Raw genomic sequence first — 25,682 nt, 5'->3', positions numbered from 1 at the left:
CATGCTGGCTTACATCCTGCGACGCCTGCTGCTGATCATCCCGACGTTGTTCGGCATCCTCATCATCAACTTCATCATCGTGCAGGCTGCGCCCGGCGGGCCGGTCGAGCAGATGATCGCCAAACTCGAAGGCTTCGAGGGCGCCACCAGCCGCATTGCCGGTGGCGGCGCCGAGGTGTCGGTGGCCGGCTCCAACTACCGCGGCGCCCAGGGCCTTGACCCGGCCCTGATCGCCGAGATCGAGCGCATGTACGGCTTCGACAAGTCGGCCCCCGAGCGCCTGTGGATCATGGTCAAGAACTACGCCCAGCTGGACTTCGGCGACAGCTTCTTCCGCGACGCCAAGGTCATCGACCTGATCGCCGAGAAGCTGCCGGTGTCGATCTCGCTGGGGCTATGGAGCACGCTGATCATGTACCTGGTGTCGATTCCCCTTGGCATCGCCAAGGCGGTACGCCATGGCAGCCACTTCGACGTCTGGACCAGTTCGGCGATCATCGTCGGCTACGCCATCCCCGCCTTCCTGTTCGCCATCCTGCTGATCGTGCTGTTCGCTGGCGGCAGCTACTTCGACTGGTTCCCGCTACGGGGCCTTACATCGAACAACTTCGAGGAACTGTCGGCCACCGGCAAGGTGCTCGACTACTTCTGGCACCTGGTACTGCCCATCACCGCCCTGGTGATCGGCAACTTCGCCACCATGACCCTGCTGACCAAGAACAGCTTCCTCGACGAGATCAACAAGCAGTACGTGGTCACCGCCAAGGCCAAGGGCCTGAGCCGCCCACGGGTGCTGTACGGCCACGTGTTCCGCAACGCCATGCTGCTGGTGATCGCAGGCTTCCCCTCGGCGTTCATCGGCATCTTCTTCACCGGTTCGCTGCTGATCGAGGTGATCTTCTCCCTCGACGGCCTGGGCCTGATGAGCTTCGAAGCGGCGATCAACCGCGACTACCCAGTGGTATTCGGCACCCTGTTCATCTTCACCCTGCTGGGGCTGGTGGTGAAACTGATCGGCGACCTCACCTACACCCTGGTCGACCCGCGTATCGACTTCGCCAGCAGGGAGCACTGACATGGCCCTCTCTCCCCTGAACCGTCGGCGTTTCGAGCGCTTCAAGGCCAACCGCCGTGGCTGGTGGTCGTTGTGGTTGTTCCTGGTGCTGTTCGGCCTGAGCCTGGGCGCCGAGCTGATCGCCAACGACAAGCCCATCGCCGTGCACTATGAAGGCGAGTGGTACTTCCCCGCCTTCAAGCGCTACCCCGAGACCACCTTCGGCGGCGAATTCCCGCTGGAAGCCAACTACAAGAGTCCGTATATCCGCGAGCTGCTGGCGCAAAAAGACAGCACGGTGATCTGGGCGCCGATCCCCTACAGCTACCAGAGCATCAACTACGACCTCAAGGTGCCCGCCCCTGCGCCGCCCTCGGCGGACAACCTGCTGGGCACCGACGACCAGGGCCGCGATGTACTGGCCCGGGTGATCTATGGCTTCCGCGTGTCGGTGCTGTTCGCCCTGACGTTGACCGTGCTCAGTTCCATCGTCGGCGTCATCGCCGGGGCCTTGCAGGGCTTCTATGGCGGCTGGGTCGACCTGGCCGGGCAGCGCTTTTTGGAAATCTGGTCGGGCCTGCCGGTGCTGTACCTGCTGATCATCCTCGCCAGTTTCGTACAGCCGAACTTCTGGTGGCTGCTGGGCATGATGCTGCTGTTCTCCTGGATGAGCCTGGTGGATGTGGTACGCGCCGAGTTCCTGCGTGGGCGCAACCTCGAATATGTGCGCGCCGCACGCGCCCTGGGCATGAGCAACGGCCCGATCATGTTCCGGCACATCCTGCCCAACGCGATGATCTCCACCATGACCTTCATGCCGTTCATCCTGACCGGCGCCATCGGCACCCTCACCGCCCTGGACTTCCTCGGCTTCGGCCTGCCCGCCGGCTCTGCCTCGCTGGGCGAGCTGGTCGCCCAGGGCAAGTCCAACCTGCAGGCGCCGTGGCTGGGCATGAGCGCCTTCGCCGTGCTGGCGTTGATGCTTAGCCTGCTGGTGTTCATCGGCGAATCCGCCCGCGATGCCTTCGACCCGAGGAAATGACATGAGCCAAGACACCCTGATCGAAGTGCGCGACCTGGCGGTCGAGTTCGTCACCGGCGACCAAGTCAACCGCGTGGTCGACGGCATCAGCTTCGACATCCGCAAAGGCGAGACCCTGGCGCTGGTCGGCGAAAGCGGCTCGGGCAAGTCGGTCACCGCCCACTCGATCCTGCGCCTGCTGCCCTACCCGCTGGCCCGCCACCCTTCCGGTTGCATTCAGTACGCCGGGCAGGACCTGCTGCACCTGGGCGAGAAACCGATGCAGCGCATTCGCGGCAACCGCATCGCGATGATCTTCCAGGAGCCGATGACCTCGCTGAACCCGCTGCACAGCATCGAAAAGCAGATCAACGAAATCCTCCTGCTGCACAAGGGCCTGACCGGCAAGGCCGCCACCGCGCGCACCCTGGAGCTGCTGGCGCTGGTGGGTATCCCTGAGCCGAAGAAGCGCCTCAAGGCCCTGCCCCACGAGCTGTCCGGCGGCCAGCGCCAGCGGGTGATGATCGCCATGGCCCTGGCCAACGAGCCGGAGCTGCTGATTGCCGACGAACCGACCACGGCGCTGGACGTGACCGTCCAATTGAAGATCCTCGACCTGCTCAAGTCGCTGCAAGCGCGCCTGGGTATGGCCCTGCTGCTGATCAGCCACGACCTCAACCTGGTGCGCCGCATCGCCAACCGTGTGTGCGTGATGCAGTGCGGCAAGATCGTCGAGCAGGCCGACTGCACCACGTTGTTCAAGCAGCCCAAGCACCCCTATACGCAAATGCTGATCAACGCCGAGCCCAGCGGCGAGCCTGCCGCCACCGACATCGGCAAGCCGCTGCTGAAGGTGAACGACCTGCGCGTGTGGTTCCCGATCAAGAAAGGCCTGCTGCGCCGCACCGTGGACCATGTGAAAGCAGTGGACGGCGTGAATTTCAGCCTGCCCCAGGGGCAGACCCTGGGCATCGTCGGCGAGAGCGGTTCGGGCAAGTCGACCCTGGGCCTGGCGATTTTGCGGCTGATTTCCAGCCGGGGCGGCATTCATTTCCATGGGCACGACCTGGAAAGCCTGAACCAGAAACAGGTGCGCCCGCTACGCCGGGAAATGCAGGTGGTGTTCCAGGACCCCTTCGGCAGCCTGAGCCCGCGCATGTGCGTGAGCGAGATCGTTGGCGAAGGCTTGCGGATTCACAAGATCGGCACGCCGGAAGAGCAGGAAAAAGCGATTATCGCGGCGCTGGAGGAAGTTGGGCTGGACCCGCGCACCCGCCATCGCTACCCCCATGAGTTCTCCGGTGGCCAGCGCCAGCGCATCGCCATTGCCCGGGCGTTGGTGTTGAAGCCTGCGTTGATCCTGCTGGATGAACCGACCTCGGCACTCGACCGCACCGTGCAGCGCCAGGTGGTGGAGCTGCTGCGCTCGTTGCAGCACAAGTACAACCTCACCTACCTGTTCATCAGCCATGACCTGGCGGTGGTGAAGGCGTTGAGTCACCAGCTGATGGTGATCAAGCATGGGCATGTGGTGGAACAGGGGGAGGCGTCGGGGATCTTCCATGCGCCGCAGCATCCGTATACCAAGCAGTTGCTGGAGGCGGCGTTCCTGGAAGTGGAGCCTGCCGTGTAGCGGGTTACTCCGCCTCGAATGCGGGGCGGAAAATCGGATTTGTCCGCTTCCTTGTAGTACGTTTCCCAAACATTCTTCTACCGCCTTTTTTCCGTTGCAGCCGCTCTGGCACCGCTCTAGTCTCGGCGGGTCGCTGCTCATCAGCGATACAGCTTTGACAGGCTGTGACGGTAAATAGTGATGGCTAGCCTTTATGGCGGCTGTACGTGCGGGCACGCTTGCGTGCGCCGGGATTTAGCTATTTACCTCCGGTCTGTCAACCCACGTACAGCTGCCACCCTTCTGTTTGACAGCAGGTGGGCGGCCGCACTTGAAGGTAAATAGCTATGTTGAAGATTGTCCCCGATCCACCTCACGACCACCATTCCCTCGAAGACACCCTCATCCAAGCCACCGATTACGCCTTGTGCGCGCAAACCGTGGCTCATCAGGCGATGTTGCTTTTACCTAAATCCCCTGGCGCAATTTTGGTGATGGCCTCGATCCATGAGATCGAGTCGCTGCGGGTGTTGCTTGAGTCGGCGTTGATTCAAGTGCAGATGCCGACGCAGGCAAAGCACTAGGCCTCAAGTTTTGTAGTGGCTGAACTGGCCCTTTCGCGGGTAAACCCGCTCCCACAGGTTCACCACTGCTCTTGAGTACAGCACTGTACCTGTGGGAGCGGGTTTACCCGCGAAAGGGCCGGAACAGGCACCACACTTTTCAGGGAAAGATCATCATGCCAATAGACGACACCCCCACCAAAACCACCGTCGGCAAAACCAAGTTCTACCAAGGCGAAGGCCAAACCCACCCGCTGTTCTGCATCGAACCCGGCATCCCCTGCCAGCACGCCCGCGAGCAGGCCTCGGAACTGATGGGCTACGTCCGCGACATGACCCTCTCCGGCCTGATGGACGAGAACCCCCAGCTGATTTGGGCCTCGCACTACCTCAGCGCCCTGGCCAAGGCGCTGATGGACGATGCGGAACTCGGCATGTGCCATTAAGGGCCGGGCCAAAAAACAACGGGGGTGGCCTGTGAGACACATGCCACCCCCGTGTTGCCACCACCTCGACAAGAATCAGAAGTCGATGGTGCCGGAGAACTTCACCAGGCGCGGATCGCCCTGGGTCATGTAGCCGCCGTTGGCCGAGGCCCAGTAGTTCTTGTCGGTGATGTTCTCGACGTTCACTCGCAGGGTCAGGTCCTTTTCGGCCAACTTCAACTTGTAGCGTGCACCGGCATCGAAGCGGTTCCAGGTGGGCAGGCTGAGGTTGTTCGCCGCATCGACGTACTGGCCACCGGTTCGCAACATGCGCGCGCTGAGCGCCAGGCCATTCACGCCCGGTACGTCCCAGTCGACACTGGCATTGAGCTGGAAGGTCGGCACGCCGATAGCGTCGTTGCCATCATTCAGGCCATTGAGGGTCTTCTTCTGCTCCGAGCTCATGCGCGTGCCGCCAGCCATCAGGCGCAGGCCGCTGATCGGCTCGCCGTACACGCTCAGCTCGATGCCCTTGTTCACCTGCTCGCCATCGCGGATGAAGCGCGTCCCCTGGGTGTAGCCATCCGACGGTTTCTCGATACGGAACACGGCCAGGTTGGCACCGTAGGTCTGCTTGTCGAGCTTGATACCCACCTCAAGCTGCTTGGTACGACCCGGCGGGAACATCTCACCCGCGTTCACCACATTCGCTGGTGCAGTGGGGCCTTGGGCGAGACCTTCGATGCGGTTGGCATACAGCGAAACACTGTCGGTGGCCTTGAACACGATGCCGTACACCGGGGTGGTGATGCTCTCGCTATATGCCGGGCCGTTGCGGCTGCCATCCCGGAATGGGCTGGTGGGGGTGACCGGGAAGGTACCGTCGTAGAAGTAGTTTTCTATCCGCAACTGCTGACGGCGCACGCCGTAGGTCAGCAGCAGGCGGTCGTCGAATACGCCGATGGTGTCGGAAATGGCGACGCTACGGTTGCGGGTCTTGCCAGTCACGCCGGGGTCGCCCATGTCGCCGCCGGTCAGGGTGATGTCGGTAGGGCGTGGCAACGGCAGCGGGTTGTAGATGTTGCTGTTGCCTGGTGTGGAGCGATAGAAGATGTAGGCGTTTTCCGCCTGGGTCCACATGGTGTTCGCGCCAACGGCGATCTGGTGGCTGAGCGGGCCGGTTTGCAAGCGGCCATTGAGGCCTGCGCTGAAGCTGGTGTTGTCTTCGCCGTGGACGATGTCCGAGCCGCCCAGGGTCGCCGCGCCGCTGTTACCTACCAGCACCGGGGTGCCGTAGGTGCCGTGCTCGCGGGTATGGCGGGCGCCGCCGGCCAGGTAGGCAGTCCAGCTTTCGCTCAAGTCCCACTCACCACGGATCATGCCGAAGGTGTCTTCCGACTCGCTGTAGGACCAGTTCTGGCCGTAGTTGCGGCTGGCGTCCGGCGCGGTAGGCACCTTGGTAGTGAGGCCGGCGCCAGTACCTGGACGCACCGAGTTACGCAGATGGTTGATGCGCTGCTTCTGGTAGCCGAAGTCGGTTGAAACGCGGAAGTTGTCGCCGCGGTAGTCCAGCCCGGCAACGAACAGCTTGGTGCGCTGGTCCTGGTCGTCGACGGCGGTTTCGCCCTCGCGCTGGCTCAGGTTCAGGCGAACGCCGAAACGGTTGTCTTCACCGAAGCGCTGGCCGATATCCAGGTGCTCGCCGATCCGGCCATCGGTGCTGATGTCCTGGGTGTAGCGCCGCGTGGGGGTGTCCTGGGCGCGCTTGGGCTGCAGGTTGACGTTGCCACCAAGGCCCGTGCCGGTCGGGCTCACGCCATTGAGAAAGGCGTTGGGCCCCTTGAAGACTTCTACCCGCTCCACACCGTCGGTGGACATGATCTGGCGCGGCAGGATGCCGTACAGGCCATTGAAGGAAATATCGTCGCCGTTCAGCGGCAGGCCACGGATCACGAAGACCTTCGACTGGTTGCCGAAGCCGAACGACTCCCGTACCGATGGGTCGTTGGCCAGTACATCGCCGATGTCCTCGGCCTGCTGGTCCTCGATCACCTTGGAGGTGTAGCTGGTCATGGTGAACGGCACATCCATGTTGTCCTGGTTGCCCAGCACCCCCATCCGCCCGCCCCGCGCAACCTGGCCACCGGCGAATTCTTCGGTCAAGCCGTCGGTACGGGCCTTGATCGCGTCGGCATTGATATCGGTGGCATCGAGCTGGATAGGCTCGGCGGCGTGCGCCATGAAGCCAACGGAGCAACAGAACGCCAGCGCGGCTGGTCGAGAGGGGAAGCGAGACGACATTTGGCGAACCCTGACATGAAATGAAGATACGAAAAAACGCGCAAATGGTAATGCTTTGCATCTTCAAACGCCACTGAAGGTTGCAGCTTTTTGCCACCACCAAAAAATGTTACGTTTCCACCGGCTCGGCCTTCGAAGAGACCGCCCTGCTAGACTCACCTCACTCGCCTCGCCGCCTGCACACCACAGCCAACGCCTGCGCGCGTATGCACACTCATTCCCAACAGGCAGGGCCGATGACCTTCAGACACGGTGTCAACCTCACCAATTGCGACCGCGAGCCCATCCAGATTCCTGGCAGTATCCAGCCCCACGGTTGCCTGCTTGCCTGTGACGCCTACGCCAACCTCGTCCTGCGCCATTCGGCCAACACCTCGGGCATGCTCGGCTGCAACGCCGATATCAACGGCCAGAAGCTGCATGCGCTACTGGGCGACGAAGCCGCACACGCCATTCGCAACGCGTTGGCGCGCACCAAGGAAGCCTCTCGCCCCGCACTGCTGTTCGGCGTGCAGCTGGCATCGGGCAAGGTCTTCGACATTTCCGCCCACCTGTTCAAGGGCACCGCGATCATCGAATTCGAGGCGGCCGGAGCCAGTGTCGCCGAGCCCGTCGAGTTGGCCCGCGCGCTGATCGCCCAACTGCGCGAGATCGACCAGAACGCCAAGCTGTTCCGCGACGCCGCGCGCTTCGTGCGGGCGGTGCTGGGTTATGACCGGGTGATGATCTACAAACTGGACGCCGATGGCGCCGGCAAGGTGGTGGCCGAAGCCAAGCGTGGCGACCTGGAAAGCTTCATGGGGCAGTACTTCCCGGCCTCCGACATTCCCCAGCAGGCCCGTGCCCTGTACCTGCGCAACCCGATCCGGGTGATCTGCGACGCCGCCTGCAAGACCGTGCCGCTGGAGCCGGTGCTGGACCTTTCAGGCGAACCGCTGGACCTCTCCTACGCACACCTACGCAGTGTCTCGCCCATTCACTGCGAATACCTGACCAACATGGGCGTGGGCGCCTCGATGTCCATTTCGGTCATCGTCGACGGTGCTTTGTGGGGCCTGGTCGCCTGCCATCACTATGCGCCACGCGCCTTGCCCATGGGCCAGAGGGTGGCCGCCGAGATGTTCGGCGAGTTCTTCTCCCTGCACATCGAGCGCCTGCGCAGCCGCCAGCAGCTCGAGGCCGCCCAGCACGTCCAACAGGCGCTGGATACCCTGCTGCGCAACGCCAACCAGGCACCGGACATGGCCGAGTTCTTCCATGCCCGCCTGGGCGAATTCAAGGCCCTGGTGGCGTGCGACGGTATCGGCATGTCGTTGCACGGGCGCTGGTCCTCCTTGGGCCTTACCCCTCCCCCGGCGGCCATCGCCGAGCTGCTGGCCCTGGCGCAGCGCGTCGCCGAGGGCCAGACCTGGGCCTCCCACCGCCTTTCGACCGTGCACCCGCCAGCCCAGGCCTACGCCGCGCAGGTTTCGGGCGTGCTGGTCATTCCCATGTCGCAGCACCCTCGAGACTACCTGCTGCTGTTCCGCAAAGAGGTGCTGGAAACCCTCGACTGGGCCGGCGACCCGAACAAGACCTACGACACCGGCACCCACGGCGAGCGCCTGACGCCGCGCAAGAGCTTCGCGATCTGGAAGGAAACCGTGCACCAGCAGTCGCTGCCGTGGACAGAGCAGGACCGCCAGTTCGGCGAGGCCATTCGCACCGCCGTGGTGGAGGTGGCGCTGCACAACAGCGAATTGCTGGCCAGCGAGCGTTCCAAGGCCGACGTACGCCAGCGCATGCTCAACGAGGAGCTCAACCACCGGGTCAAGAACATCCTCTCGCTGATCGGTGCGCTGGTGGCGCACCCCACTTCCGAGGGCCAGCCGCTGAAGGACTACGTGGCCAAGCTCATGGGGCGTATCCAGGCGCTGTCGCTGGCCCACGACCAAGTGGTGCGCGGCGATGGCGGTGGGCGTCTGTCGGCGCTGCTGGAGGCGGAGCTTTCGCCCTATAGAGGGTCTGCCGAGGTGATCGCCCTGGCAGGGCCAGAGGTCATCCTCGATGCCCGTGCCTATTCGGTCATGGCGCTGGTGCTGCATGAGCTGGCGACCAATGCAGCCAAGTACGGCGCCTTGTCGCGGGCCGGTGGCAAGCTGACGGTCAGCTGGTCGCTCGACGCCGGCATGGCCTGCGACATCAACTGGGTCGAAAGCGCCGGCCCACCGGTTCGCGCCCCCAGCCGCAGCGGCTTTGGCTCGGTGCTGATCGACCGCAGTATTCCCTTCGACCTGGGCGGCACCAGCCATGTCGAGTACCTGCCAGAAGGCGTACGCGGGCTATTCCGGATTCCGGCCAAGCACATCACGGTGGCCGAGGCCGAAGCGCTCGGTGCCCCGCAGCCGCCTGCCTTGCCAGGCGCGGGCAGCTTCGAAGCACTGCAGCCTCTGGCCGTGCTGATCGTCGAGGACCAGCTGGTGATTGCGGTTGGCCTGGAGCAGATTTTGTCCGATGCCTTGATAAAGGATGTGCGCTCTGCCAGTTCCGAGGTCGAGGCCCTGCGCCTGATCGCCAGCCGCACGCCCGACCTGGCGGTGCTGGATGTGAACCTGGGCAGCGGCACCTCGGTGGCGGTGGCTGACGAGCTGGCCAGGCGCAGTATTCCCTTCGTATTCGCCACCGGCTATGGCGACAACGCGAGCCTGCCAGACCATTTGCGCGGTGTGCCGGTGGTGCGCAAGCCCTATGATGCCGTGTCCATCCTGTCGAGCTTGCAGCGGTTGGTTGCGAACGGCGCGCTGTAGGGCTTCGGTGTAGGGCACCGGCTGGGCCGGTGTTCACGGCCAAGGCCGCGCATACAGAAGTCGAGTTGCACTCGAAAGCCGCGCTGCACCTCTAGGAGCGTGCTTGCCCGCGAACCTGGGCGAACACCTGCCGCACACCGCTCAGTAATTGAGATCGTGCCCAAGCTGCCCCTGCACCCATTCGAGAAACAGCCGCACCCGCGGCGCCTCGGCATGCCCGCGTGGAAATACCAGGTGATGGGCACTCACAGGGGTCGCCAGCGCCTCGGCGAACACCGGCACCAGCTCGCCGCGGGCGATGTAGTCCTGCGCCAGCAGGGAGCTTTCCAGCGCAAAGCCATAACCATGGCCAGCGGCTTCCAGGCTCATGTACGAGCGGTCGAAACTCAGCGAGAACGGCGCCTGCGGCAAGGTCACGCCTTGCTGGGCAAACCAGTGGGGCCATTGCACCAGCGCAGCTTCCGAAAGAATCAGGTTCTCGCCGAGCAGGTCGCTGGGCTGGCTGATCTGACGACGCGCCAGCAACTGCGGCGAAGCCAGCACCGTCGCGCGCTCGTGGCGAATGGTACGTACCTCGAGGCTCGGCCAGTTGGGGTAGCCGTGGCGAATGTCCAGGTCGACCTGATGGCGGCCGAAATGCAGCGACTCGTACGAGCACGACAGGTTGATCTGAATTTCCGGGTGGCTGTTGCGAAAGTGCTCGAGCCGCGGCAACAGCCACAACAGGCCAAAACTGGGCGCTGAGTGCAAGCGCAGACAATCGAAGCCTACCGCGCTGCCTGCCCGTTCCGTGGCAATGGCCAAGCTCTGCAACACACCAGCGACCTCGCGCAGGTATTGCTCGCCCGCCGGCGTCAGCGATACGCCCCGGGCCTCGCGGATGAACAGCGGCCGCCCGATCATCGCCTCCAGGTTGGCGATCTGGTGGCTGACGGCCGACGGCGTGAGGTTCAACTGCTCCGCCGCGCGGGCAACATTTCCGAACCGAGCCACTTGCTCGAAGGATTGAATTGCTTTCAGCGCAGGGATCTGCGGCGGCTTGCGGATGCTGTCCTGATTCATGCTTGAACCCCGGAAATTCTCACGTGTTGGGCGTTTTTACGCCCACAGTCGCCCCATTCGCAAGCGAGGGCTGAATTTTTTTCAGCACCGGGTGAAGCGCACTGCGTTGCTGAACCCTCGCCCGCGCAAGAAAGTGTACCCATCGGACGGGTCGCGAACCGCCGCTCACAAGAACAATCAACTGGAGTGCCCCTCATGCTGCTCACAGACAAAATCGCAATCGTCACCGGTGCCGCCTCTGCCCGTGGTATCGGTCGTGCGACCGCCCAACTGTTCGCCGACCACGGCGCCAAGGTGGTGATCCTCGACCTGGATGCCAACGCCGCCACCCAAGCTGCCGCTGACTTGGGCGAAGGTCACCTGGGCCTTGCTGCCAACGTTGCCGACCAAGCCCAGGTGCGTGACGCCGTGGCGCAGGTGCTGGCCCGCTTTGGCAGGGTCGATGTGCTGGTCAACAACGCCGGCATCACCCAGCCGGTCAAGACCCTGGAGATCACCGGCAAGGACTACGACCGTATCCTCGACGTCAACCTGCGCGGCACACTGCTGATGTCCCAGGCGGTGCTCCCGACGATGCGCACCCAACGCAGCGGCAGCATCATCTGCATGTCGTCGGTGTCCGCCCAGCGTGGTGGCGGCATCTTCGGTGGGCCGCACTACAGCGCCGCCAAGGCTGGCGTGCTTGGCCTGGGCAAGGCCATGGCCCGCGAGTTCGGGGCCGACAACGTGCGCGTCAACTCGATCACCCCGGGCCTGATCCATACCGACATCACCGGCGGCCTGATGCAGGACGAGCGCCGCCACGCCATCATCGAAGGCATCCCCCTGGGTCGCCTCGGCGAGGCACGCGATGTGGCCAACGCCGCGCTGTTCTTGGCCAGCGACCTGTCCACCTACCTGACCGGTATCACCCTGGACGTCAACGGTGGCATGCTGATCCACTGAGTGGCAGCCGCGACCGTCATACGATGTTTTGCATCTGAGCCCTGCGCGAGCGGGGCAATCGATAACAACAAGAGATCAGATCGACATGACCACCCTAGCCCTCGACGCGGCTTCGGCCGCGCGCACCTCTGCCTACCGCAAGACGGCCTGGCGGCTGATGCCGTTCCTTATGCTGTGCTACCTCTGCGCCTACCTCGATCGCGTCAACGTAGGCTTCGCCAAACTGCAGATGATGGACGACCTGGCGTTGTCCGAAGCCGTCTACGGCCTGGGCGCCGGGATGTTCTTCATCGGCTACTTCCTGTGCGAGGTACCCAGCAACATCATCCTGCACAAGGTCGGCGCCAGGCGCTGGATCGCTCGGATCATGATCACCTGGGGCATCATCTCGGCGCTGTTCGCATTTGTCGAAACCGCCTGGCAGTTCTACGTCCTGCGCTTCCTGCTGGGCGTCGCCGAAGCCGGCTTGGCACCCGGGCTGCTGCTGTACCTGACCTACTGGTTCCCGTCGTATCGACGGGCCAAGATGACGGCATTGTGGTTCATCGCCATCCCGCTGTCGGGCATGGTCGGCGGGCCGCTGTCGGGCTGGATCATGGAGCGCTTCGCAGGTGTGCATGGCTGGGCCGGCTGGCAATGGATGTTCGTGCTGGAGGCGCTGCCCACGGTCGTGGTGGGCTTGCTGGTACTGAGCTACCTGAAAGACGGGGTCCACCAGGCCCACTGGCTCAGCGACGAGGAAAAAGCGCTGGTACGCAAGGAGCTGGCCGAGGACGAACAGCACAAGGTGCAACACAGCTCGGTGGGCGACTTCATCCGCGACCGCCGCCTGTGGCTGCTGGCGGGCATCTACTTCTGCGTGGTCATGGGGCAATACGCGATCACCTTCTGGTTGCCCACGCTGGTCCGCAACGCCGGCGTCAGCGAGCCACTGCACATCGGCCTGCTCACCAGCCTGCCCTACTGCTGCGCAATCTTCGCGATGCTGCTGGCCGGACGGAGCGGCGACCGTCACCGCGAGCGCCGTTGGCACCTGGCGATTCCGATGCTGGCCGGCGCCTTGGGCCTGAGCCTGGCGGCACTGTTCGCCAGCCACCTGAGCCTGTCGATTCTCAGCCTGTGCCTGGCAGCCGCCGGCATCCTGTCCGCCTCTTCGTTGTTCTGGATGCTGCCCACCACGCTGCTTGGCGGGGTATCGGCCGCAGCCGGGATCGCAGCGGTGAACAGCTTCGCCAACCTGGCCGGGTTCTGCTCGCCTTTCCTGATCGGCTGGGTCACCACCACCCTGGGCAGCAACGCCATCGGCATGTACCTGATCACCGCCGTGCTGATGTTTGGCGCGCTACTGGTGTTCCGCGTCCCGGCCAACCTGGTCAACCGTTAATTTCTTCTAGGTAGGAGCTCCCTCATGAACGCCGTACCCGCTACCCCGGGTGCGCGGCCACTGGCTGCGCGCGCCCACAATATTCGCCGCCATGCCCTGCGCATGGGTCAAGTCCAGGGCCAGGGCTACATTGGCCAGGCCCTGGGCGTCGCCGACGTGCTGGCGGTGGCCTATTTCCATGCCCTGCGCCTGGACCCGGCCAACCCCGAATGGGAGAAACGCGACCGTTTCTACCTGTCCATCGGGCACTACGCCATCGCCCTGTACGCCGCGCTGATAGAGGCCAAGGTCATTCCCGAGGACGAACTGGAAACCTATGGCAGCGACGACAGCCGCCTGCCAATGTCCGGCATGGCCGCCTACACCCCCGGCATGGAAATCACCGGCGGCTCGCTTGGCCATGGCCTGGGCATCGCCGTGGGCGCCTGCCTGGGGCTCAAGCGCAAGGGCTCGGCCAGCTGGGTGTACAACCTGCTGTCCGATGGCGAACTGAACGAAGGCTCCACCTGGGAAGCGGCGATGTCCGCCAGCCACTGGCGGCTGGACAACCTGATTGCGCTGGTCGATGTGAACAACCAGCAGGCCGATGGCCACGCCAGTGAAGTGCTGGCGTTCGAGCCGATCGTGGAGCGCTGGGCGGCATTCGGCTGGTTCGTGCAGCGGGTCGACGGCAACGACCTCGACGCGTTGGTCCAGGCCTTCGACCAGGCCCGCGCCCACACCGGGGCACAACCTCGGGTAATCATCTGCGACACCCGCATGGGCAAGGGCGTGCCCTTCCTCGAAAACCGCGACAAGACCCACTTCATTCGCGTGGACGACCACGAATGGGACCTCGCCTTGCAAGCGCTGGACGCTGGGAGCCAAGCATGAGCACCGTGAACGCACCAAAGAAACGCCTGACCACCTCAGCGATGATCGCCTCCATCGCCGCCGAAGGGCAGGCAACCCGCCCTGCCCCATTCGGCCACGCCTTGGCAGCGCTGGCCGAACAGCGCCAGGACATCGTCGGCCTGAGCGCCGACTTGTCCAAGTACACCGACCTGCATATCTTCGCCAAAGCCCACCCGGACCGCTTCTACCAAATGGGCATGGCCGAGCAACTGCTGATGAGCGCTGCGGCAGGCATGGCCCGCGAAGGCCTGACACCCTTCGCCACCACTTATGCCGTGTTCGCCTCGCGGCGCGCCTATGACTTCATCTGCATGGCCATCGCCGAGGAAAACCTCAACGTCAAGATCGTCTGCGGCCTGCCAGGCCTGACCACCGGCTATGGGCCCAGCCACCAGGCCACCGACGACCTGGCGATTTTCCGCGCCATGCCCAACCTGATGATCGTCGACCCCTGCGACGCACTGGAAATCGAACAGGCCGTACCAGCCATTGCCGCGCATCAGGGGCCGGTGTACATGCGCCTGCTGCGCGGCAACGTGCCGCTGGTGCTCGACCGTTACGACTATCGCTTCCAGATTGGCAAGGCGCAGGTGCTGCGCCCAGGGCGGGAAGTGCTGGTGATCGCCAGCGGGCTGATGACCATGCGCGCGCTGGAGGCCGCCGAGCAACTGCAACAGGATGGGGTGGATGTTTCGGTGCTGCACGTGCCCACCATCAAGCCTCTGGATGAGCAAACCATTCTTGCCGAAGCGCGCAAGCCGGGCCGCTTGGTGGTGACGGCGGAGAACCATTCGATCATCGGCGGCCTGGGCGAGGCGGTGGCTGGCGTGCTACTGCGCAACGGCGTGACGCCGACCTTCCGGCAGATCGCCCTGCCCGACGCCTTCCTCGATGCCGGCGCCCTGCCGACCTTGCACGATCGCTACGGGATCTCCACCGAAGCGGTGGCACGACAGATCAAAGCCTGGCTCTGACGCCTGGCGGTGAACGACCCGTGGGCTGCGCGGCAGCCCACGGTTGCCCGCGGCCTACTCCAGGGCCTCTACCACCCCGTGGTCCTCACCCAGGAAGCCACCACTCTGGTGCTGCCACAACTTCGCATAGGTGCCGTTCCTGGCCAGTAGCTCGGTGTGCGTGCCCTGCTCGATGATGCGCCCTTCATCCATCACCACCAGGCGGTCCATGGCCGCGATGGTCGACAGCCGGTGGGCGATGGCGATCACCGTCTTGCCCTGCATCATTTCATCAAGGCTTTCCTGGATCGCCACTTCCACTTCCGAGTCCAGCGCACTGGTAGCCTCGTCGAGCAGCAGGATCGGCGCGTTCTTGAGCATCACCCGGGCAATGGCGATGCGCTGGCGTTGGCCGCCAGACAGTTTGATGCCGCGCTCACCCACCAAGGTATCGTAGCCACTGTGCCCCTGCGGGTCGGTGAGTTGGCTGATGAAACCATCGGCCTGGGCGCTGATGGCGGCGTGGCGGATCTGCGCATCGCTTGCATCAGGTCGGCCATAGGCGATGTTGTCGCGGATCGAGCGGTGCAGCAGCGAGGTGTCCTGGGTCACCATGCCGATGGTGGCGCGCAGGCTGTCCTGGGTGACCTGGGCGATGTCCTGCCCATCGATGCGGATCTGACCGCTGTCGACGTCATAGAAACGCAACAGCAGGTTGATCAGCGTGGACTTGCCAGCACCTGAACGGCCCACCAGGCCGATCTTCTCGCCGGGGCGAATGTCCAGACTCAAGCCGTCGAGCACCTGGCGCTCGCCGTTGTAGTTGAAACTCACGTTGTCGAAGCTCACCGCCCCGCCGCGCGGCTCCAGCACACCGGCGTTCGGCGCATCCTGTACCTTGGGCCCGCGGGTCAGGGTGTCCATGCCGTCCTGCACGGTGCCGATGCTTTCGAACAACGAGGTCATCTGCCACATGATCCAGTGCGACATGCCATTGATGCGCAGCGCCATGGCGGTGATCGCCGCCACCGCACCGGCGCCGACCTCGCCCTGGTGCCATAGCCACAGGGCGTAGCCGCCGGCACTCATGATCAGGCCAACCACCAGCGCCTGGTTGACGATCTCGAACTGGCTCACCAGGCGCATCTGGCGAAAGCCGGTCTGCTTGAAGTCTTCCATCGCCGCACGGGCGAAATGCGCCTCGCGCTTGGAATGGGAGAACAGCTTGACCGTGGTGATGTTGGTGTAGGCGTCCGACACCCGTCCGGTCATCGACGAGCGCGCATGAGCCTGCTCCTGCCCCACCTTGCCCAGGCGCGGCACGAAATAACACATGGCCAGGCCGAACAGCGCGATCCAGGCGAGGAACGGCAGCATCAGTTTCAGTGCGAAGCCCCCGGCCAGGGCGATGATCGCCACGAAGTACACGCCGATACCGGGGATGATCTCGATCAGGGTGAACAGCACTTCGCGCACACCCAGGGCGGTCTGCATCACCTTGGTGGTGACCCGTCCGGAAAATTCGTCGGAGAAGAACGACAGGCTCTGGCGCAGCATCAGGCGGTGGAAGTCCCAACGCAGGCGCAGCGGCAGGTTGATCGCCAGTACCTGGTGCTGCATCACGGTACGCAGCGCCACCAGGCCGATGCTGGTGACCAGCACGATGCCCACGCCCCACAGTACCTGGCGCTCCTCCTCGCCGACCGTGTCGCCGGCCTGCCAGGTCGAGAGCAGGTCGACCACCTGCCCGAGAAAGGAAAACAGCCAGGCTTCGTAGATCGAAACGGCGGCGCTCAGCAGCGCCATCAGCAGGATGTAGCCGCGGGCACCGCGCGTACAGGCCCACATGAAACGTACCAGGCCCATGGGCGGCGGCGGTACTTCATCGGGGGGAAAGGGGTCTAGCCAGCGCTCGAATACACGCAGCATGGGAATCTCCATATCGATAGAACCTGGAGATTCTGCCACTTATCGCCGGGTTTGGCCCTCGCCGTGTCCGCCAGTCAGGCCCTGCGCACCGCCAGCGCCGCCAGCACGACCCCGGCCACCACCAGGCACAGGCCCAGGGTGAACACTGCGGTGATTTCCACATTCAGCACCAGTTGCGACAGTACGATGCCCACCAGCGGAACCCCCAGGGTGAAGTTCGACATTTCGAAGGTAGAGATGCGCCGCCCGTGCTCGGCCGAGATAACGAAGCATGCCGAGGTGGCGATCGGCCCAATGAACACCAGCATCTGCACCAGACTGGTATTGAACGCGATGCTCGCCGGGCTGCCCTCCTGCACGAAGGCGATGACCGCCAAAGGCACGCTGGCCAGCAGCATCTGCCAGGGCGCCAGCTCGATGGGCGACGAGGTCCAGCGATGACGCTTCACATGCAGGATCACCACGGCCCAGGCGATGGCCGCGAGCAACAGGAACCCTGCGCCCATCATCGTACCTTCGGCGCTCCAGTCCAGCTCGGCGGGCGAACAGATGACCGCGATGCCGACCAGCCCCACCAGCAATGCCAGCAACTGCAACTTCGACGGTTGTTCCTTGAACACCACCCAGGCGGCAAGCACGCACCACAGCGGCGTGGTGTAGGCCAGCAGCACCGCGCGGCTGGCGTCGATGTGCACCATGGCGATCATGCCCAGGCCGGTGAAGGTCATCATCTGCAACAGGCCGATGGACAGCACGATCGGCAGGTCTTTCTTCGGCGGCAGGCGCAAGCGGCCCTGCACGGCCAGGTAGACGAACAGGCAGGCGCCTGCACTGGCGAAGCGAATGGTGGCCAGCCACAGCGGCGGCACCTCGGCCAATGCCAGCTTGGTGATCGGCCAACTGGCGCCCCACAGCAGCACCATCAACGCAAGCCACGCATAGCTGTTGGACGGCAGATGCCGGGATTGTCCCAGGCTCGCACAGGCTTGATTGGATGCAGACATGAAAGGGCTCCAGCGTGTCGAATTCACAGTGCAAATGCTATTTCGACGCGGGAAGAAATTCTGTTCTATCTCGTCCACTAACCAGCCAGATCAGGTAAGGTTTACCGAAATCAAAAACAAAACAGGTAAATCTCACCATGAGCAGAGCCAAACTCGATGACGCCAGCCTGCGTATCCTCGATGCCCTTCAAGCCAACGCTGAACTGAGCAACGCGGAACTGGCCGAGCTGGTAGGGCTTTCCGCCTCGCCGTGCTGGCGACGTGTCGCGGAAATGAAGGAGGCCGGCGTACTGCGCGGCGCGGTGACCCTGGTCGACCCGGCGAGCCTGGGCCTGGCCATCAACGTGTTCGTGCACGTGACGCTGAAACTTCAGGACAAGAAGTCGCTGGAGGTGTTCACCAACTGCATCCGCGAGCGCCCCGAGGTGATGGAGTGCTACCTGATGAGCGGCGAGGCTGACTTCATGCTGCGGGTGGTGAGCCAGGATTTAAGCGAGTACCAGAACCTGTTGCTCGACTGCCTGACGGTGATACCGGTGGTGGCGAGCATCCGGTCGAGCTTTGCCTTGAGCCAGGTGAAGTACACCACGGCGTTGCCGACCAATCACTTGCGGGGGCGGGGTTGAGCTTGGGGCTTAGTCATTTTTGATGATTTTTTAGAGGTGAGAACCCATTCATCCGCGTGTATGAACTTTCTTACAGAATATTAAAGCCTAGACACAGCAACGCCTTGAAAATAGACATGCATCCATTTGGATGCATGCGCCCCCTTACGGTGCAACGCCATTCTTTTGCCCCCGAAGAGCGCACTGCCTGCTGATACAAAGAATTATGACAACCTCATGAAATGTCGCTTGAAAAGACCTCATCACTCCGGATAAGTTAGCCCACAGGCAGGATGCTCAAAACAAAAGGCGAAGGATGATGAGTCAAAGCTTTGCATCACGCACGTACACGTTTCTTCTATGGTCGGTTAACTTGTGCGCTATCTCGGCCTCTACGCTAAGTTATATCTACCTTTCCTATTACATCTACACCCAAACCGAAAACCTGCTGTACTCCCAGACCGTATTGTTCGCCCCAATGATTTTACCGGTACTGCTGGTTGCGCCGATTTATCGCCTGGCCGACCGCCTGGCCCCTCGCACCCTATTGTGGGGAGCCAATGTTCTGTCACTGGGTAGTGCACTGGTGACTTATCTTTTACTGCCGCATCAGCCCTGGGTAGCCATTGTTGGCGCGGTGCTCATCGGTACTTTGGACGCAGTGCAACGGGTGGGGAGAATCGTCGCCATCAAGTGCTATTTCCCGGGCGCACAAATTGCCAGCTCTGTGCCACTGACCCTCACTGCACAATTCATCGCTGGCGGCTTGGCTGGCATTAGCATGCTGCTGTTCAAGGCGAGCATGAGTCCAAACGTGGCTCTCATGGTGACGGCCACCCTCTTTCTGATCGCGGCTCTGGCAGCCTTCGTGCTGCCGACCCTGACCGTGCCGCCAGCGGCACATGCGCCTACACGTTTGATACCGGCGCTGTCCGAACTCATACGCAGCGCCCCTGCGCTGCGCCAAAGGCTTTACCAGTTCATACTCTTCGTCAGTCTTTTCCAGGGTTTCTTCAATGTCTCTCGAGTATTGCTGCCTGCACATGAATTAGGGCTGGGAGAGTCAGGCGTCGGCATGTTGCAGGCGGTCAACAGTGTGGCCGCGCTGGTCGGGGCAATTGTGTTCTACCGTCTCGCCAAGCGCGATATCCATCCCTCGCCGACGACGATGACTATTATAAGCAGTCTGTTCATGGCAATTGCCGCTTATGCGTTCAATGTCGAGTCTAGCTACCTGTCTTACTTCTTCTATATTTTCTTTTTTGAACTAGCTTTTTTCAGACTTCAGGCGGAGCTTGTCAGCCATACCCCTGCGCATGCTATGCCTCTTATGGCATCGGTACAATACGCAGGCGTGTACCTCGGCATGATCATTACCATCTTTATCGGTTCGCTGCTGGTCGAATGGATAGGGTTACTACAAACCGCACTAATCTTTGCATGCACTTATTACATCGCCACTTATCTAGTACGCCTGGATATCTCAGTTAGCGACAAGGCACCCGCCTAAGCAAATAAACCAAGAAAGTATTCAACTTCCTGGATGCTCAGTTTGCCCAGGGATGTCGGGAGGCTTACATGAAACACGTAGTTTTCGTCGACAGCACGGTCAGCGGCTTGCTCGCCTTCGAGGCGGGCAAGCGCCTGGGTTGCCATGTCACGTTCATCCATCAACGCGACGCCTCGTTCCTGAGCATTTCGACCAAGGATGACCGTTCTCGACTAGAGCCATACCTATCGCATGTGGATGCCTATATTCGAGTCGATAACCTGGAGGAAAGCGAATTCAGCCAAGTGCTCGATAGGCTGCACGCCGACAGGCCTATCGATGCCCTGATCACTACCTCGGAGGCTGCGATCGTACCAGTGGCACGCGAGGCCCAACGCCTGGGCACCCGATACCCTGCCTATGAGGCCTTGTGCGGTGCGGTGTACAAAAGCAGACTGCGCGAAACGTTACGCAAACACGGGTTGCGATCCCCGAACTTCGAGGTGCTGAGTGAACAGCAGTTGGTCGATGGGGTGGCTCCACGACTGAAACTACCCTTTGTGGTCAAGCCCACCCGCGGCTTTGCCAAGCAATTTTCCGCCATCTGCCACAGCCAGTCAGATTTCGACGCGTTCCTCGCCGAGGTACGCCAGGCCCGACGAGGCGCCGACCCGATGATCGATCGACTGGTGAGCCGCGATTACCTGATCGAGCAATACATCGACGGCACGCTACATTCGGCCGAGGTGATCGTTCAGGACGGTAAGCTTTCGTGCTACGCGACCACCATTCGTTTTCGCGCCGAATACAACGAAATGCTGGAAATGACCGCGACCATGCCATCGGGCTTGAACGAGGCCCAGCGCGAGGAGATCAATACCTACGTACAAGCCGTTTTCAGTGCACTAGGCCTGGATGTGGGCCTCTACCATGTTGAACTGTTACGTGATGCCGATGGCCCCTGTCTGGTGGAAATCAACGCAAGGATGATGGGCAGCGTCGCACCACAGATGTACCGGATGCTGACCGGCATCGACCCCTTCGAATTGTTGATCGGTCTGCACCTGGGCGAAACCATCGATATTGACGATTCGTTGCTGCGCAGCGCAGGCAGCGTGGTGACCATCGCTTCACGCCATGGTGGCCACATTGCTCCGCACTACGACCCTAAGACCTTGCAACCACTGCTGGACAAATACGCGATTCGCTTCTGCAGTGCGCAGGTTGCTCCCGATCAGGCAGTGAACGTCTACAGCGGCAATATCGGCACTATCGGCCATGTCATCGTCGAAGACCGCTGCCCTTACGCTGCCGCAAACAAGGGCAACCGTTTCCTGCGTGAACTGTCGGCACTCTACGGAGTAGAGCTGGCTACCTATAGCGGAGCAGAACTGGGCTAACAGCGGCTTACCGACAACTGCGCTTCAATGGGCTGACACATATGCGTTCATGGGCCTTTGTGGGAGCGGCCTTGTGTCGCGAAAGGACCGAGTAGCAGCCCTTTCGCGACACAAGGCCGCAGCAGCAAGGAGGGGCATTGTCGCCGACACCTCAAGCCTCAGCCACGCGCCCAGCCGCCACCTCACCCTCTCCCACCATCCCCTCACGCATGCGCTGCGCATCCCGGCTGAAGCAGCGCGATGCGCCCAGCAAGAACAGCATGGTCAGCAGCAGCGCCACCGGGATGAGGTACATCGCATCGTGCAGGCCCTGGGCCTTGAACGCCTCGTTCATCACCACCTCACCGGCCGCCAGCATGGCCTGGTTGGCGAAGTGGTCCGACAGCCCGCCTACCACCACTGGCCCCAGGCCGCCGCCCAGCAGGTACAAGCCGGCAAAGAACAAGGCCATGGCCGTGGCCCGCAGGCGCGGTTGCACCACGTCCTGGATGGCGGTGTACACGCAGGTGTAGAAGTTGTACGAGAACAACCAACCCACTCCGAACACCGCCACGAACACGCTCAGCTCGATACGCCCGGCATGCAGCGCCCAGGCTGTGGCCAGCGAGGCCACGAACATGCTGACCACGGCGAACAGCAAGCGGCCATTGGCCCAGCGCTGGTGCACCTTGTCCGCGACCCAGCCGCCCAGTGTCAGGCCGAACAGGCCAGTGACGCCGACGATCACCCCCGTGGACACCGCCGCCTGGTGCAGCGACAGCTCGAAGTAGCGTTGCAGCATCGGCACCATGAACGAGTTGCAGGCGTAGGACGAGAAATTGAAGGTCAGCCCCGCCAGCACCAGCCAGACGAAAGTCGGCACGCTGAGTACCCGACGTAGCGGGCGGTCGATCGGGGCCTGGGAAATGGCCACCGTCTCCGCCGCACCACGGGCCGGCTCGCGGATCATGAACAGGAACACGGCCAATATCATGCCCGGCACGGCGGCGATGAAGAACGGCGCGCGCCAGCTGTCGAACGCTTGCACCATGGCGCCAATGGTGAAGAACGCCAGCAGCAGCCCCAGTGGCAGGCCCAGCATGAAAATGCCCATCGCCCTGGACCGACGCTCGGCAGGGAACAGGTCGCCGATCAGCGAGTTGGCGGCCGGCGCGTAGCTGGCCTCGCCAATACCCACGCCCATGCGCACCAGGAGGAAGCTCCAGAAGTTGCCGACCATGCCGTTGACCGCCGTCAGCCCACTCCAGGCCATCAGCCCCCAGCCCATCAGCTTGGCCCGCGAGCCGTTGTCTGCCATGCGTGCCAAAGGCAGGCCGGCGATCGCGTAGACCAGGGTGAAAGCGGTGCCGATCAGGCCGATCTGGAAGTCGCTCAGGTGCCATTCCCGGCGGATCGGCTCGATGATGATGGCGGGGATGGTGCGGTCGAAGAAGTTGAACAGGTTGGCCAGGAACAGCAGGAACAGGATGCGCCAGGCGTTGGACACTTGCGGGGCGGTGGTCATGGGCGGCTCCCTCTTTATTGTTGTTAGGGCTTCCAGCATGCCCTGCGACTCTAGAGAGGGATGCGGCCAACGTCTGCCAACATTGACCGCATTGATATCGAATAATGGTGTTACCAGAGTGCGATGTCGTAGGTCAGGTAGATTCGGTTGCTGTCCCTGCCCCGGGCGAAGTCCGCGCGGTAGACATAATTGCGCAGCTTCACCCCCAGGCCTTTCAGCGGCCCGCCCTGGACGACATAGGCAAGCTCGACATCACGCTCCCATTCCTTGAGCCCGGCGGCCCCTGAGCGGCCGTTGTCGCCACTCAGGTAGCGGGTCATGAAGGTCAGCCCCGGCACACCGGCAGCGGCGAAGTTGTAGGCGTAGCTGGCCATCCAGGTCTTTTCCTCTTCCTCGATGAACTTGCCGATGCCGACATTGCTGAACGAGTAGACCGTCGCCCCACTGATGTAGGGCAGCCCCGCCTCGCCATCGAGTACCTGGTAACCCGCGCCTACGGTATGCCCCGAATGGGCGTAGGCCAACTGCCCGCTGAACATGTCGTTATCGATAGCTCCGCCATAGCCCGCACCGGTGTCGCGGCTGCGGAAATAGCGCAGGTCGGTGGTCAGTACTCCTCCGGCCACCGGCAACTCGTGCACCAACCCGGCGAAGTCCTGGCGGTAGAAGTGCTCGAGCTGGCCATGGAAGTAGCTCAGGCGCAGTTGTTTGCTGAAGGCATAGTCGGCGCCGGCGAAACTGAAGTCGCCGGACTCCCCGCCGCCGTAGCCATCCAGGTACAAACCGGTGCTGTCGGAAGAATCGCGCAGCTTGAAGCGCTCCAGGTGGCCGGCGGTCAGGGTCAGGTCGTCGATGTCGGTGCTGGTCAACTGCGTGCCCTGGTACGTCTGTGGCAGCAGGCGCGCATCGTTGTAGACCAGCACCGGGGTCTTGGGCAGCAAGGTACCGTGCTTGACCACGGTCTTGCCCAGACGCGCCTTGGCGGTTACCCCGGCGCTGGCGAACGCGTCCGCCGCACGGCCGTCATCGTGCACCGGCAGCAAGCCGGTGCCACTGCGGCCACGACCGGAGTCGAGCTTGAAGCCCACCAGGCCCAGGGCATCCAGCCCAAGGCCCAGGGTGCCTTGGGTAAAGCCCGACTGGTAGTCGAGCAGAAAGCCCTGGGCCCACTCCACGCGCTCGCTTTTCGCAGTAGCGGCAGCGCGGGCGCTCATGCCCTGCTCATCACGGAAATTCTCGTTGAAGTAGACGTTGCGCAGCTGCAATTTGAGCTTGCTGTCATCGATGAAACCAGCGGCGCCGGCAACAGGCAGCCAGCCGCAGAGCAGGCCACAGGTGGCCCCACGGAAAACGGGTCGGGACATGATCGGTACTCGGTTATTGTTCTTGAACGAGTAGCGGGCGCGCTAGCCGGCGCCCGGGAGGCTCAGACGACGAAGGACAAGGCTCCGGTGAGCAGCGCCAGCGCGGTGATTACCAGGGAGGTGAGCACCGCCCATTTGACGGTGGCCTTCTGGAAGTCACCGATATCGCGGTCGACCATGCCCACCAGCAGCAGGGTCGAGGCAACCAGTGGGCTCAGCAGGTGAACCGGCTGGCCAAGCACCGAGGCGCGCGCGATTTCGATCGGGTCGATGCCGTAGGCGGCTGCGGCGTTGGCCAGGATCGGCACCACGCCGAAGTAGTAGGCGTCGTTGGACAGCACGAAGGTCAGCGGCATGCTGGTCAGCGCCACCACCAGTGGGAACCAGTGGCTCCAGGACTCGGGAATCCAGTCCACCAGGGTCTGGGCCATGGCGTCGACCATCTTGGTGCCAGAGAAGATGCCCGCGAAGATGCCAGCGGCGAACACCAGCAGCACCACGGTCATGGCATTGCCCGAGTGGGCGAGGATGCGCTCCTTCTGCAATTCCAGCTGCGGGTAGTTGACCATCAGCGCAGCGACGAAACCGATCATGAACAGGATCGCGGCGTGCATCACACCCAGTACCAGTGCGGTCATCACGGCAACCACCAACACCAGGTTCACGTAGGCCAGGCGTGGCCGCTTGTGCGGCGCATCGCCGAGGATTTCCTTGATGTAGCAATTGCCGCCACCGGACTCCAGGGCGATGTTGCCGATGCGCCGACGCTCGGCACGGCCCAGCAGGAAGGCCGTGAACACCACCCAGGCCGCACCGCCGATCACGGTTGGCAACAGGGGAATGAAGTATTCGGTGGCATCCAGGCCCAGCGCGGCGATCGCCCGGGTGGCCGGGCCGCCCCAGGGGCTCATGCCGCTCATGATGCTCAACGACAGCATCGACACCGTGGCCAGAATCATCGGGTTCATGCCGATGCGCTTGTACAGCGGCAACATCGCCGCGCAAGTGATCATGTAGGTGGTGGTGCCGTCGCCGTCGAGGGCTACCAGCAACGACAGCAGTGCGGTACCGATGGCGATCTTCACCGGGTCGCCGTTGACGCGCTTGAGGATCTTGCGAATCAGCGGGTCGAACAGGCCGGCATCGATCATCAGGCCGAAGAACAGGATGGCGAACAGCAACAGCGCTGCCGAGGGCGCCACCATCTTCAGACCGTCGAGCATCATCTTGCCGAGTTCGGGGGCGAACCCGCCAATGATGGCGAAGACGACCGGCACCAGGGTCAGTGCAACGATAGGCGAGAGACGTTTGCTCATGATCAGGTAGGTGAAAGTCACCACCATGAGTAAACCCAGGAGTGCGAGCATGGTTGTTTTCTCTTGTTTTT

The 25,682-nt window shown here is 62.8% G+C and carries 20 protein-coding genes; 13 read left to right on the top strand and 7 right to left on the bottom strand.

Annotated elements, in window-relative coordinates:
- The first annotated feature begins 1 nt into the window (after position 1).
- The 5 genes from RAC97_RS09120 (at position 2) to RAC97_RS09100 (ending at position 4,696) form a co-directional block, all read left to right on the top strand.
- Positions 2 to 1,075, top strand: a complete 1,074-nt coding sequence (locus RAC97_RS09120) for a microcin C ABC transporter permease YejB (RefSeq protein WP_375100625.1) — start codon at positions 2 to 4, stop codon at positions 1,073 to 1,075.
- A gap of 1 nt (position 1,076) precedes the next feature.
- The gene (locus RAC97_RS09115) at positions 1,077 to 2,096 is read left to right on the top strand and encodes an ABC transporter permease (RefSeq protein ID WP_375100624.1); all 1,020 of its coding nucleotides are present in this window, start codon (positions 1,077 to 1,079) and stop codon (positions 2,094 to 2,096) included.
- Between the two features lies 1 nt (position 2,097).
- Positions 2,098 to 3,708 (top strand): ABC transporter ATP-binding protein, encoded by a 1,611-nt coding sequence (locus RAC97_RS09110; RefSeq protein ID WP_375100623.1) that lies wholly within the window; start codon positions 2,098 to 2,100, stop codon positions 3,706 to 3,708.
- A gap of 326 nt (positions 3,709 to 4,034) precedes the next feature.
- Positions 4,035 to 4,271, top strand: a complete 237-nt coding sequence (locus tag RAC97_RS09105; protein WP_375100622.1) for a hypothetical protein — start codon at positions 4,035 to 4,037, stop codon at positions 4,269 to 4,271.
- A 155-nt stretch (positions 4,272 to 4,426) separates the two neighbouring features.
- A complete protein-coding gene (locus RAC97_RS09100) occupies positions 4,427 to 4,696 on the top strand; it encodes a DUF3077 domain-containing protein (RefSeq protein ID WP_375100621.1) in 270 nt (89 codons plus the stop codon).
- A gap of 75 nt (positions 4,697 to 4,771) precedes the next feature.
- Here the strand turns inward: RAC97_RS09100 and RAC97_RS09095 are convergent, their stop codons facing one another.
- Positions 4,772 to 6,976 (bottom strand): TonB-dependent receptor, encoded by a 2,205-nt coding sequence (locus tag RAC97_RS09095; RefSeq protein ID WP_375100620.1) that lies wholly within the window; start codon positions 6,974 to 6,976, stop codon positions 4,772 to 4,774.
- A 236-nt stretch (positions 6,977 to 7,212) separates the two neighbouring features.
- Between RAC97_RS09095 and RAC97_RS09090 the strand changes: the two genes are divergently transcribed.
- On the top strand, positions 7,213 to 9,762 hold the full coding sequence (locus RAC97_RS09090; protein ID WP_375100619.1) for an HWE histidine kinase domain-containing protein: 2,550 nt from the start codon (positions 7,213 to 7,215) through the stop codon (positions 9,760 to 9,762).
- A gap of 141 nt (positions 9,763 to 9,903) precedes the next feature.
- Here the strand turns inward: RAC97_RS09090 and RAC97_RS09085 are convergent, their stop codons facing one another.
- On the bottom strand, positions 9,904 to 10,824 hold the full coding sequence (locus RAC97_RS09085; protein WP_375100618.1) for a LysR substrate-binding domain-containing protein: 921 nt from the start codon (positions 10,822 to 10,824) through the stop codon (positions 9,904 to 9,906).
- 195 nt (positions 10,825 to 11,019) lie between these two features.
- Here RAC97_RS09085 and RAC97_RS09080 point away from each other — a divergent pair, with 195 nt between their 5' ends.
- The 4 genes from RAC97_RS09080 (at position 11,020) to RAC97_RS09065 (ending at position 15,021) form a co-directional block, all read left to right on the top strand.
- On the top strand, positions 11,020 to 11,769 hold the full coding sequence (locus RAC97_RS09080) for an SDR family NAD(P)-dependent oxidoreductase (RefSeq protein WP_375100617.1): 750 nt from the start codon (positions 11,020 to 11,022) through the stop codon (positions 11,767 to 11,769).
- Positions 11,770 to 11,854: 85 nt separating this feature from the next.
- Positions 11,855 to 13,153: an MFS transporter gene (locus tag RAC97_RS09075; protein WP_375100616.1), complete on the top strand. Its 1,299-nt coding sequence runs from the start codon at positions 11,855 to 11,857 to the stop codon at positions 13,151 to 13,153.
- A gap of 24 nt (positions 13,154 to 13,177) precedes the next feature.
- On the top strand, positions 13,178 to 14,026 hold the full coding sequence (locus RAC97_RS09070; RefSeq protein ID WP_375100615.1) for a transketolase: 849 nt from the start codon (positions 13,178 to 13,180) through the stop codon (positions 14,024 to 14,026).
- Positions 14,023 to 15,021 (top strand): transketolase family protein, encoded by a 999-nt coding sequence (locus tag RAC97_RS09065; RefSeq protein WP_375100614.1) that lies wholly within the window; start codon positions 14,023 to 14,025, stop codon positions 15,019 to 15,021. Before RAC97_RS09070 ends, RAC97_RS09065 begins: the two co-directional genes overlap by 4 nt.
- A 54-nt stretch (positions 15,022 to 15,075) precedes the next feature.
- Here the strand turns inward: RAC97_RS09065 and RAC97_RS09060 are convergent, their stop codons facing one another.
- Together RAC97_RS09060 and RAC97_RS09055 are read right to left on the bottom strand one after the other, a co-directional pair.
- Positions 15,076 to 16,929 carry an ABC transporter ATP-binding protein gene (locus tag RAC97_RS09060; protein ID WP_375100613.1) on the bottom strand — a complete coding sequence of 618 codons (1,854 nt, stop codon included), beginning with the start codon at positions 16,927 to 16,929 and terminating at the stop codon, positions 15,076 to 15,078.
- A gap of 74 nt (positions 16,930 to 17,003) precedes the next feature.
- Positions 17,004 to 17,933, bottom strand: a complete 930-nt coding sequence (locus tag RAC97_RS09055) for a DMT family transporter (protein ID WP_375100612.1) — start codon at positions 17,931 to 17,933, stop codon at positions 17,004 to 17,006.
- Between the two features lie 137 nt (positions 17,934 to 18,070).
- On the opposite strand from RAC97_RS09055, the gene RAC97_RS09050 reads away from it, so the two are divergent.
- The 3 genes from RAC97_RS09050 (at position 18,071) to RAC97_RS09040 (ending at position 21,427) form a co-directional block, all read left to right on the top strand.
- The gene (locus RAC97_RS09050; protein ID WP_375100611.1) at positions 18,071 to 18,559 is read left to right on the top strand and encodes an Lrp/AsnC family transcriptional regulator; all 489 of its coding nucleotides are present in this window, start codon (positions 18,071 to 18,073) and stop codon (positions 18,557 to 18,559) included.
- A gap of 298 nt (positions 18,560 to 18,857) precedes the next feature.
- Positions 18,858 to 20,048, top strand: a complete 1,191-nt coding sequence (locus tag RAC97_RS09045) for an MFS transporter (protein WP_375100610.1) — start codon at positions 18,858 to 18,860, stop codon at positions 20,046 to 20,048.
- Positions 20,049 to 20,116: 68 nt separating this feature from the next.
- The gene (locus tag RAC97_RS09040) at positions 20,117 to 21,427 is read left to right on the top strand and encodes an ATP-grasp domain-containing protein (RefSeq protein WP_375100609.1); all 1,311 of its coding nucleotides are present in this window, start codon (positions 20,117 to 20,119) and stop codon (positions 21,425 to 21,427) included.
- A 151-nt stretch (positions 21,428 to 21,578) separates the two neighbouring features.
- On the opposite strand, the gene RAC97_RS09035 is transcribed toward RAC97_RS09040, so the two are convergent.
- The 3 genes from RAC97_RS09035 to RAC97_RS09025 form a co-directional block, all read right to left on the bottom strand.
- Positions 21,579 to 22,931, bottom strand: a complete 1,353-nt coding sequence (locus tag RAC97_RS09035; protein ID WP_375100608.1) for a spinster family MFS transporter — start codon at positions 22,929 to 22,931, stop codon at positions 21,579 to 21,581.
- Positions 22,932 to 23,041: 110 nt separating this feature from the next.
- On the bottom strand, positions 23,042 to 24,295 hold the full coding sequence (locus RAC97_RS09030; RefSeq protein WP_375100607.1) for an OprD family porin: 1,254 nt from the start codon (positions 24,293 to 24,295) through the stop codon (positions 23,042 to 23,044).
- Between the two features lie 62 nt (positions 24,296 to 24,357).
- Positions 24,358 to 25,662 carry a CitMHS family transporter gene (locus RAC97_RS09025; protein WP_375100606.1) on the bottom strand — a complete coding sequence of 435 codons (1,305 nt, stop codon included), beginning with the start codon at positions 25,660 to 25,662 and terminating at the stop codon, positions 24,358 to 24,360.
- Positions 25,663 to 25,682: the final 20 nt, after the last annotated feature.

Source organism: Pseudomonas sp. LS_2, from assembly GCF_042709235.1.
GTDB lineage: Bacteria > Pseudomonadota > Gammaproteobacteria > Pseudomonadales > Pseudomonadaceae > Aquipseudomonas.
This window is presented reverse-complemented; position numbering and strand designations above follow the sequence as displayed.

What these genes read in the sequence shown, in the direction of transcription:
- RAC97_RS09120 (WP_375100625.1), top strand. Translation starts at nt 2, where the DNA reads ATGCTGGCTTACATCCTGCGACGCCTGCTGCTGATCATCCCGACGTTG.
- RAC97_RS09115 (WP_375100624.1), top strand. Translation starts at nt 1,077, where the DNA reads ATGGCCCTCTCTCCCCTGAACCGTCGGCGTTTCGAGCGCTTCAAGGCC.
- RAC97_RS09110 (WP_375100623.1), top strand. Translation starts at nt 2,098, where the DNA reads ATGAGCCAAGACACCCTGATCGAAGTGCGCGACCTGGCGGTCGAGTTC.
- RAC97_RS09105 (WP_375100622.1), top strand. Translation starts at nt 4,035, where the DNA reads ATGTTGAAGATTGTCCCCGATCCACCTCACGACCACCATTCCCTCGAA.
- RAC97_RS09100 (WP_375100621.1), top strand. Translation starts at nt 4,427, where the DNA reads ATGCCAATAGACGACACCCCCACCAAAACCACCGTCGGCAAAACCAAG.
- RAC97_RS09095 (WP_375100620.1), bottom strand. Translation starts at nt 6,976, where the DNA reads ATGTCGTCTCGCTTCCCCTCTCGACCAGCCGCGCTGGCGTTCTGTTGC.
- RAC97_RS09090 (WP_375100619.1), top strand. Translation starts at nt 7,213, where the DNA reads ATGACCTTCAGACACGGTGTCAACCTCACCAATTGCGACCGCGAGCCC.
- RAC97_RS09085 (WP_375100618.1), bottom strand. Translation starts at nt 10,824, where the DNA reads ATGAATCAGGACAGCATCCGCAAGCCGCCGCAGATCCCTGCGCTGAAA.
- RAC97_RS09080 (WP_375100617.1), top strand. Translation starts at nt 11,020, where the DNA reads ATGCTGCTCACAGACAAAATCGCAATCGTCACCGGTGCCGCCTCTGCC.
- RAC97_RS09075 (WP_375100616.1), top strand. Translation starts at nt 11,855, where the DNA reads ATGACCACCCTAGCCCTCGACGCGGCTTCGGCCGCGCGCACCTCTGCC.
- RAC97_RS09070 (WP_375100615.1), top strand. Translation starts at nt 13,178, where the DNA reads ATGAACGCCGTACCCGCTACCCCGGGTGCGCGGCCACTGGCTGCGCGC.
- RAC97_RS09065 (WP_375100614.1), top strand. Translation starts at nt 14,023, where the DNA reads ATGAGCACCGTGAACGCACCAAAGAAACGCCTGACCACCTCAGCGATG.
- RAC97_RS09060 (WP_375100613.1), bottom strand. Translation starts at nt 16,929, where the DNA reads ATGCTGCGTGTATTCGAGCGCTGGCTAGACCCCTTTCCCCCCGATGAA.
- RAC97_RS09055 (WP_375100612.1), bottom strand. Translation starts at nt 17,933, where the DNA reads ATGTCTGCATCCAATCAAGCCTGTGCGAGCCTGGGACAATCCCGGCAT.
- RAC97_RS09050 (WP_375100611.1), top strand. Translation starts at nt 18,071, where the DNA reads ATGAGCAGAGCCAAACTCGATGACGCCAGCCTGCGTATCCTCGATGCC.
- RAC97_RS09045 (WP_375100610.1), top strand. Translation starts at nt 18,858, where the DNA reads ATGAGTCAAAGCTTTGCATCACGCACGTACACGTTTCTTCTATGGTCG.
- RAC97_RS09040 (WP_375100609.1), top strand. Translation starts at nt 20,117, where the DNA reads ATGAAACACGTAGTTTTCGTCGACAGCACGGTCAGCGGCTTGCTCGCC.
- RAC97_RS09035 (WP_375100608.1), bottom strand. Translation starts at nt 22,931, where the DNA reads ATGACCACCGCCCCGCAAGTGTCCAACGCCTGGCGCATCCTGTTCCTG.
- RAC97_RS09030 (WP_375100607.1), bottom strand. Translation starts at nt 24,295, where the DNA reads ATGTCCCGACCCGTTTTCCGTGGGGCCACCTGTGGCCTGCTCTGCGGC.
- RAC97_RS09025 (WP_375100606.1), bottom strand. Translation starts at nt 25,662, where the DNA reads ATGCTCGCACTCCTGGGTTTACTCATGGTGGTGACTTTCACCTACCTG.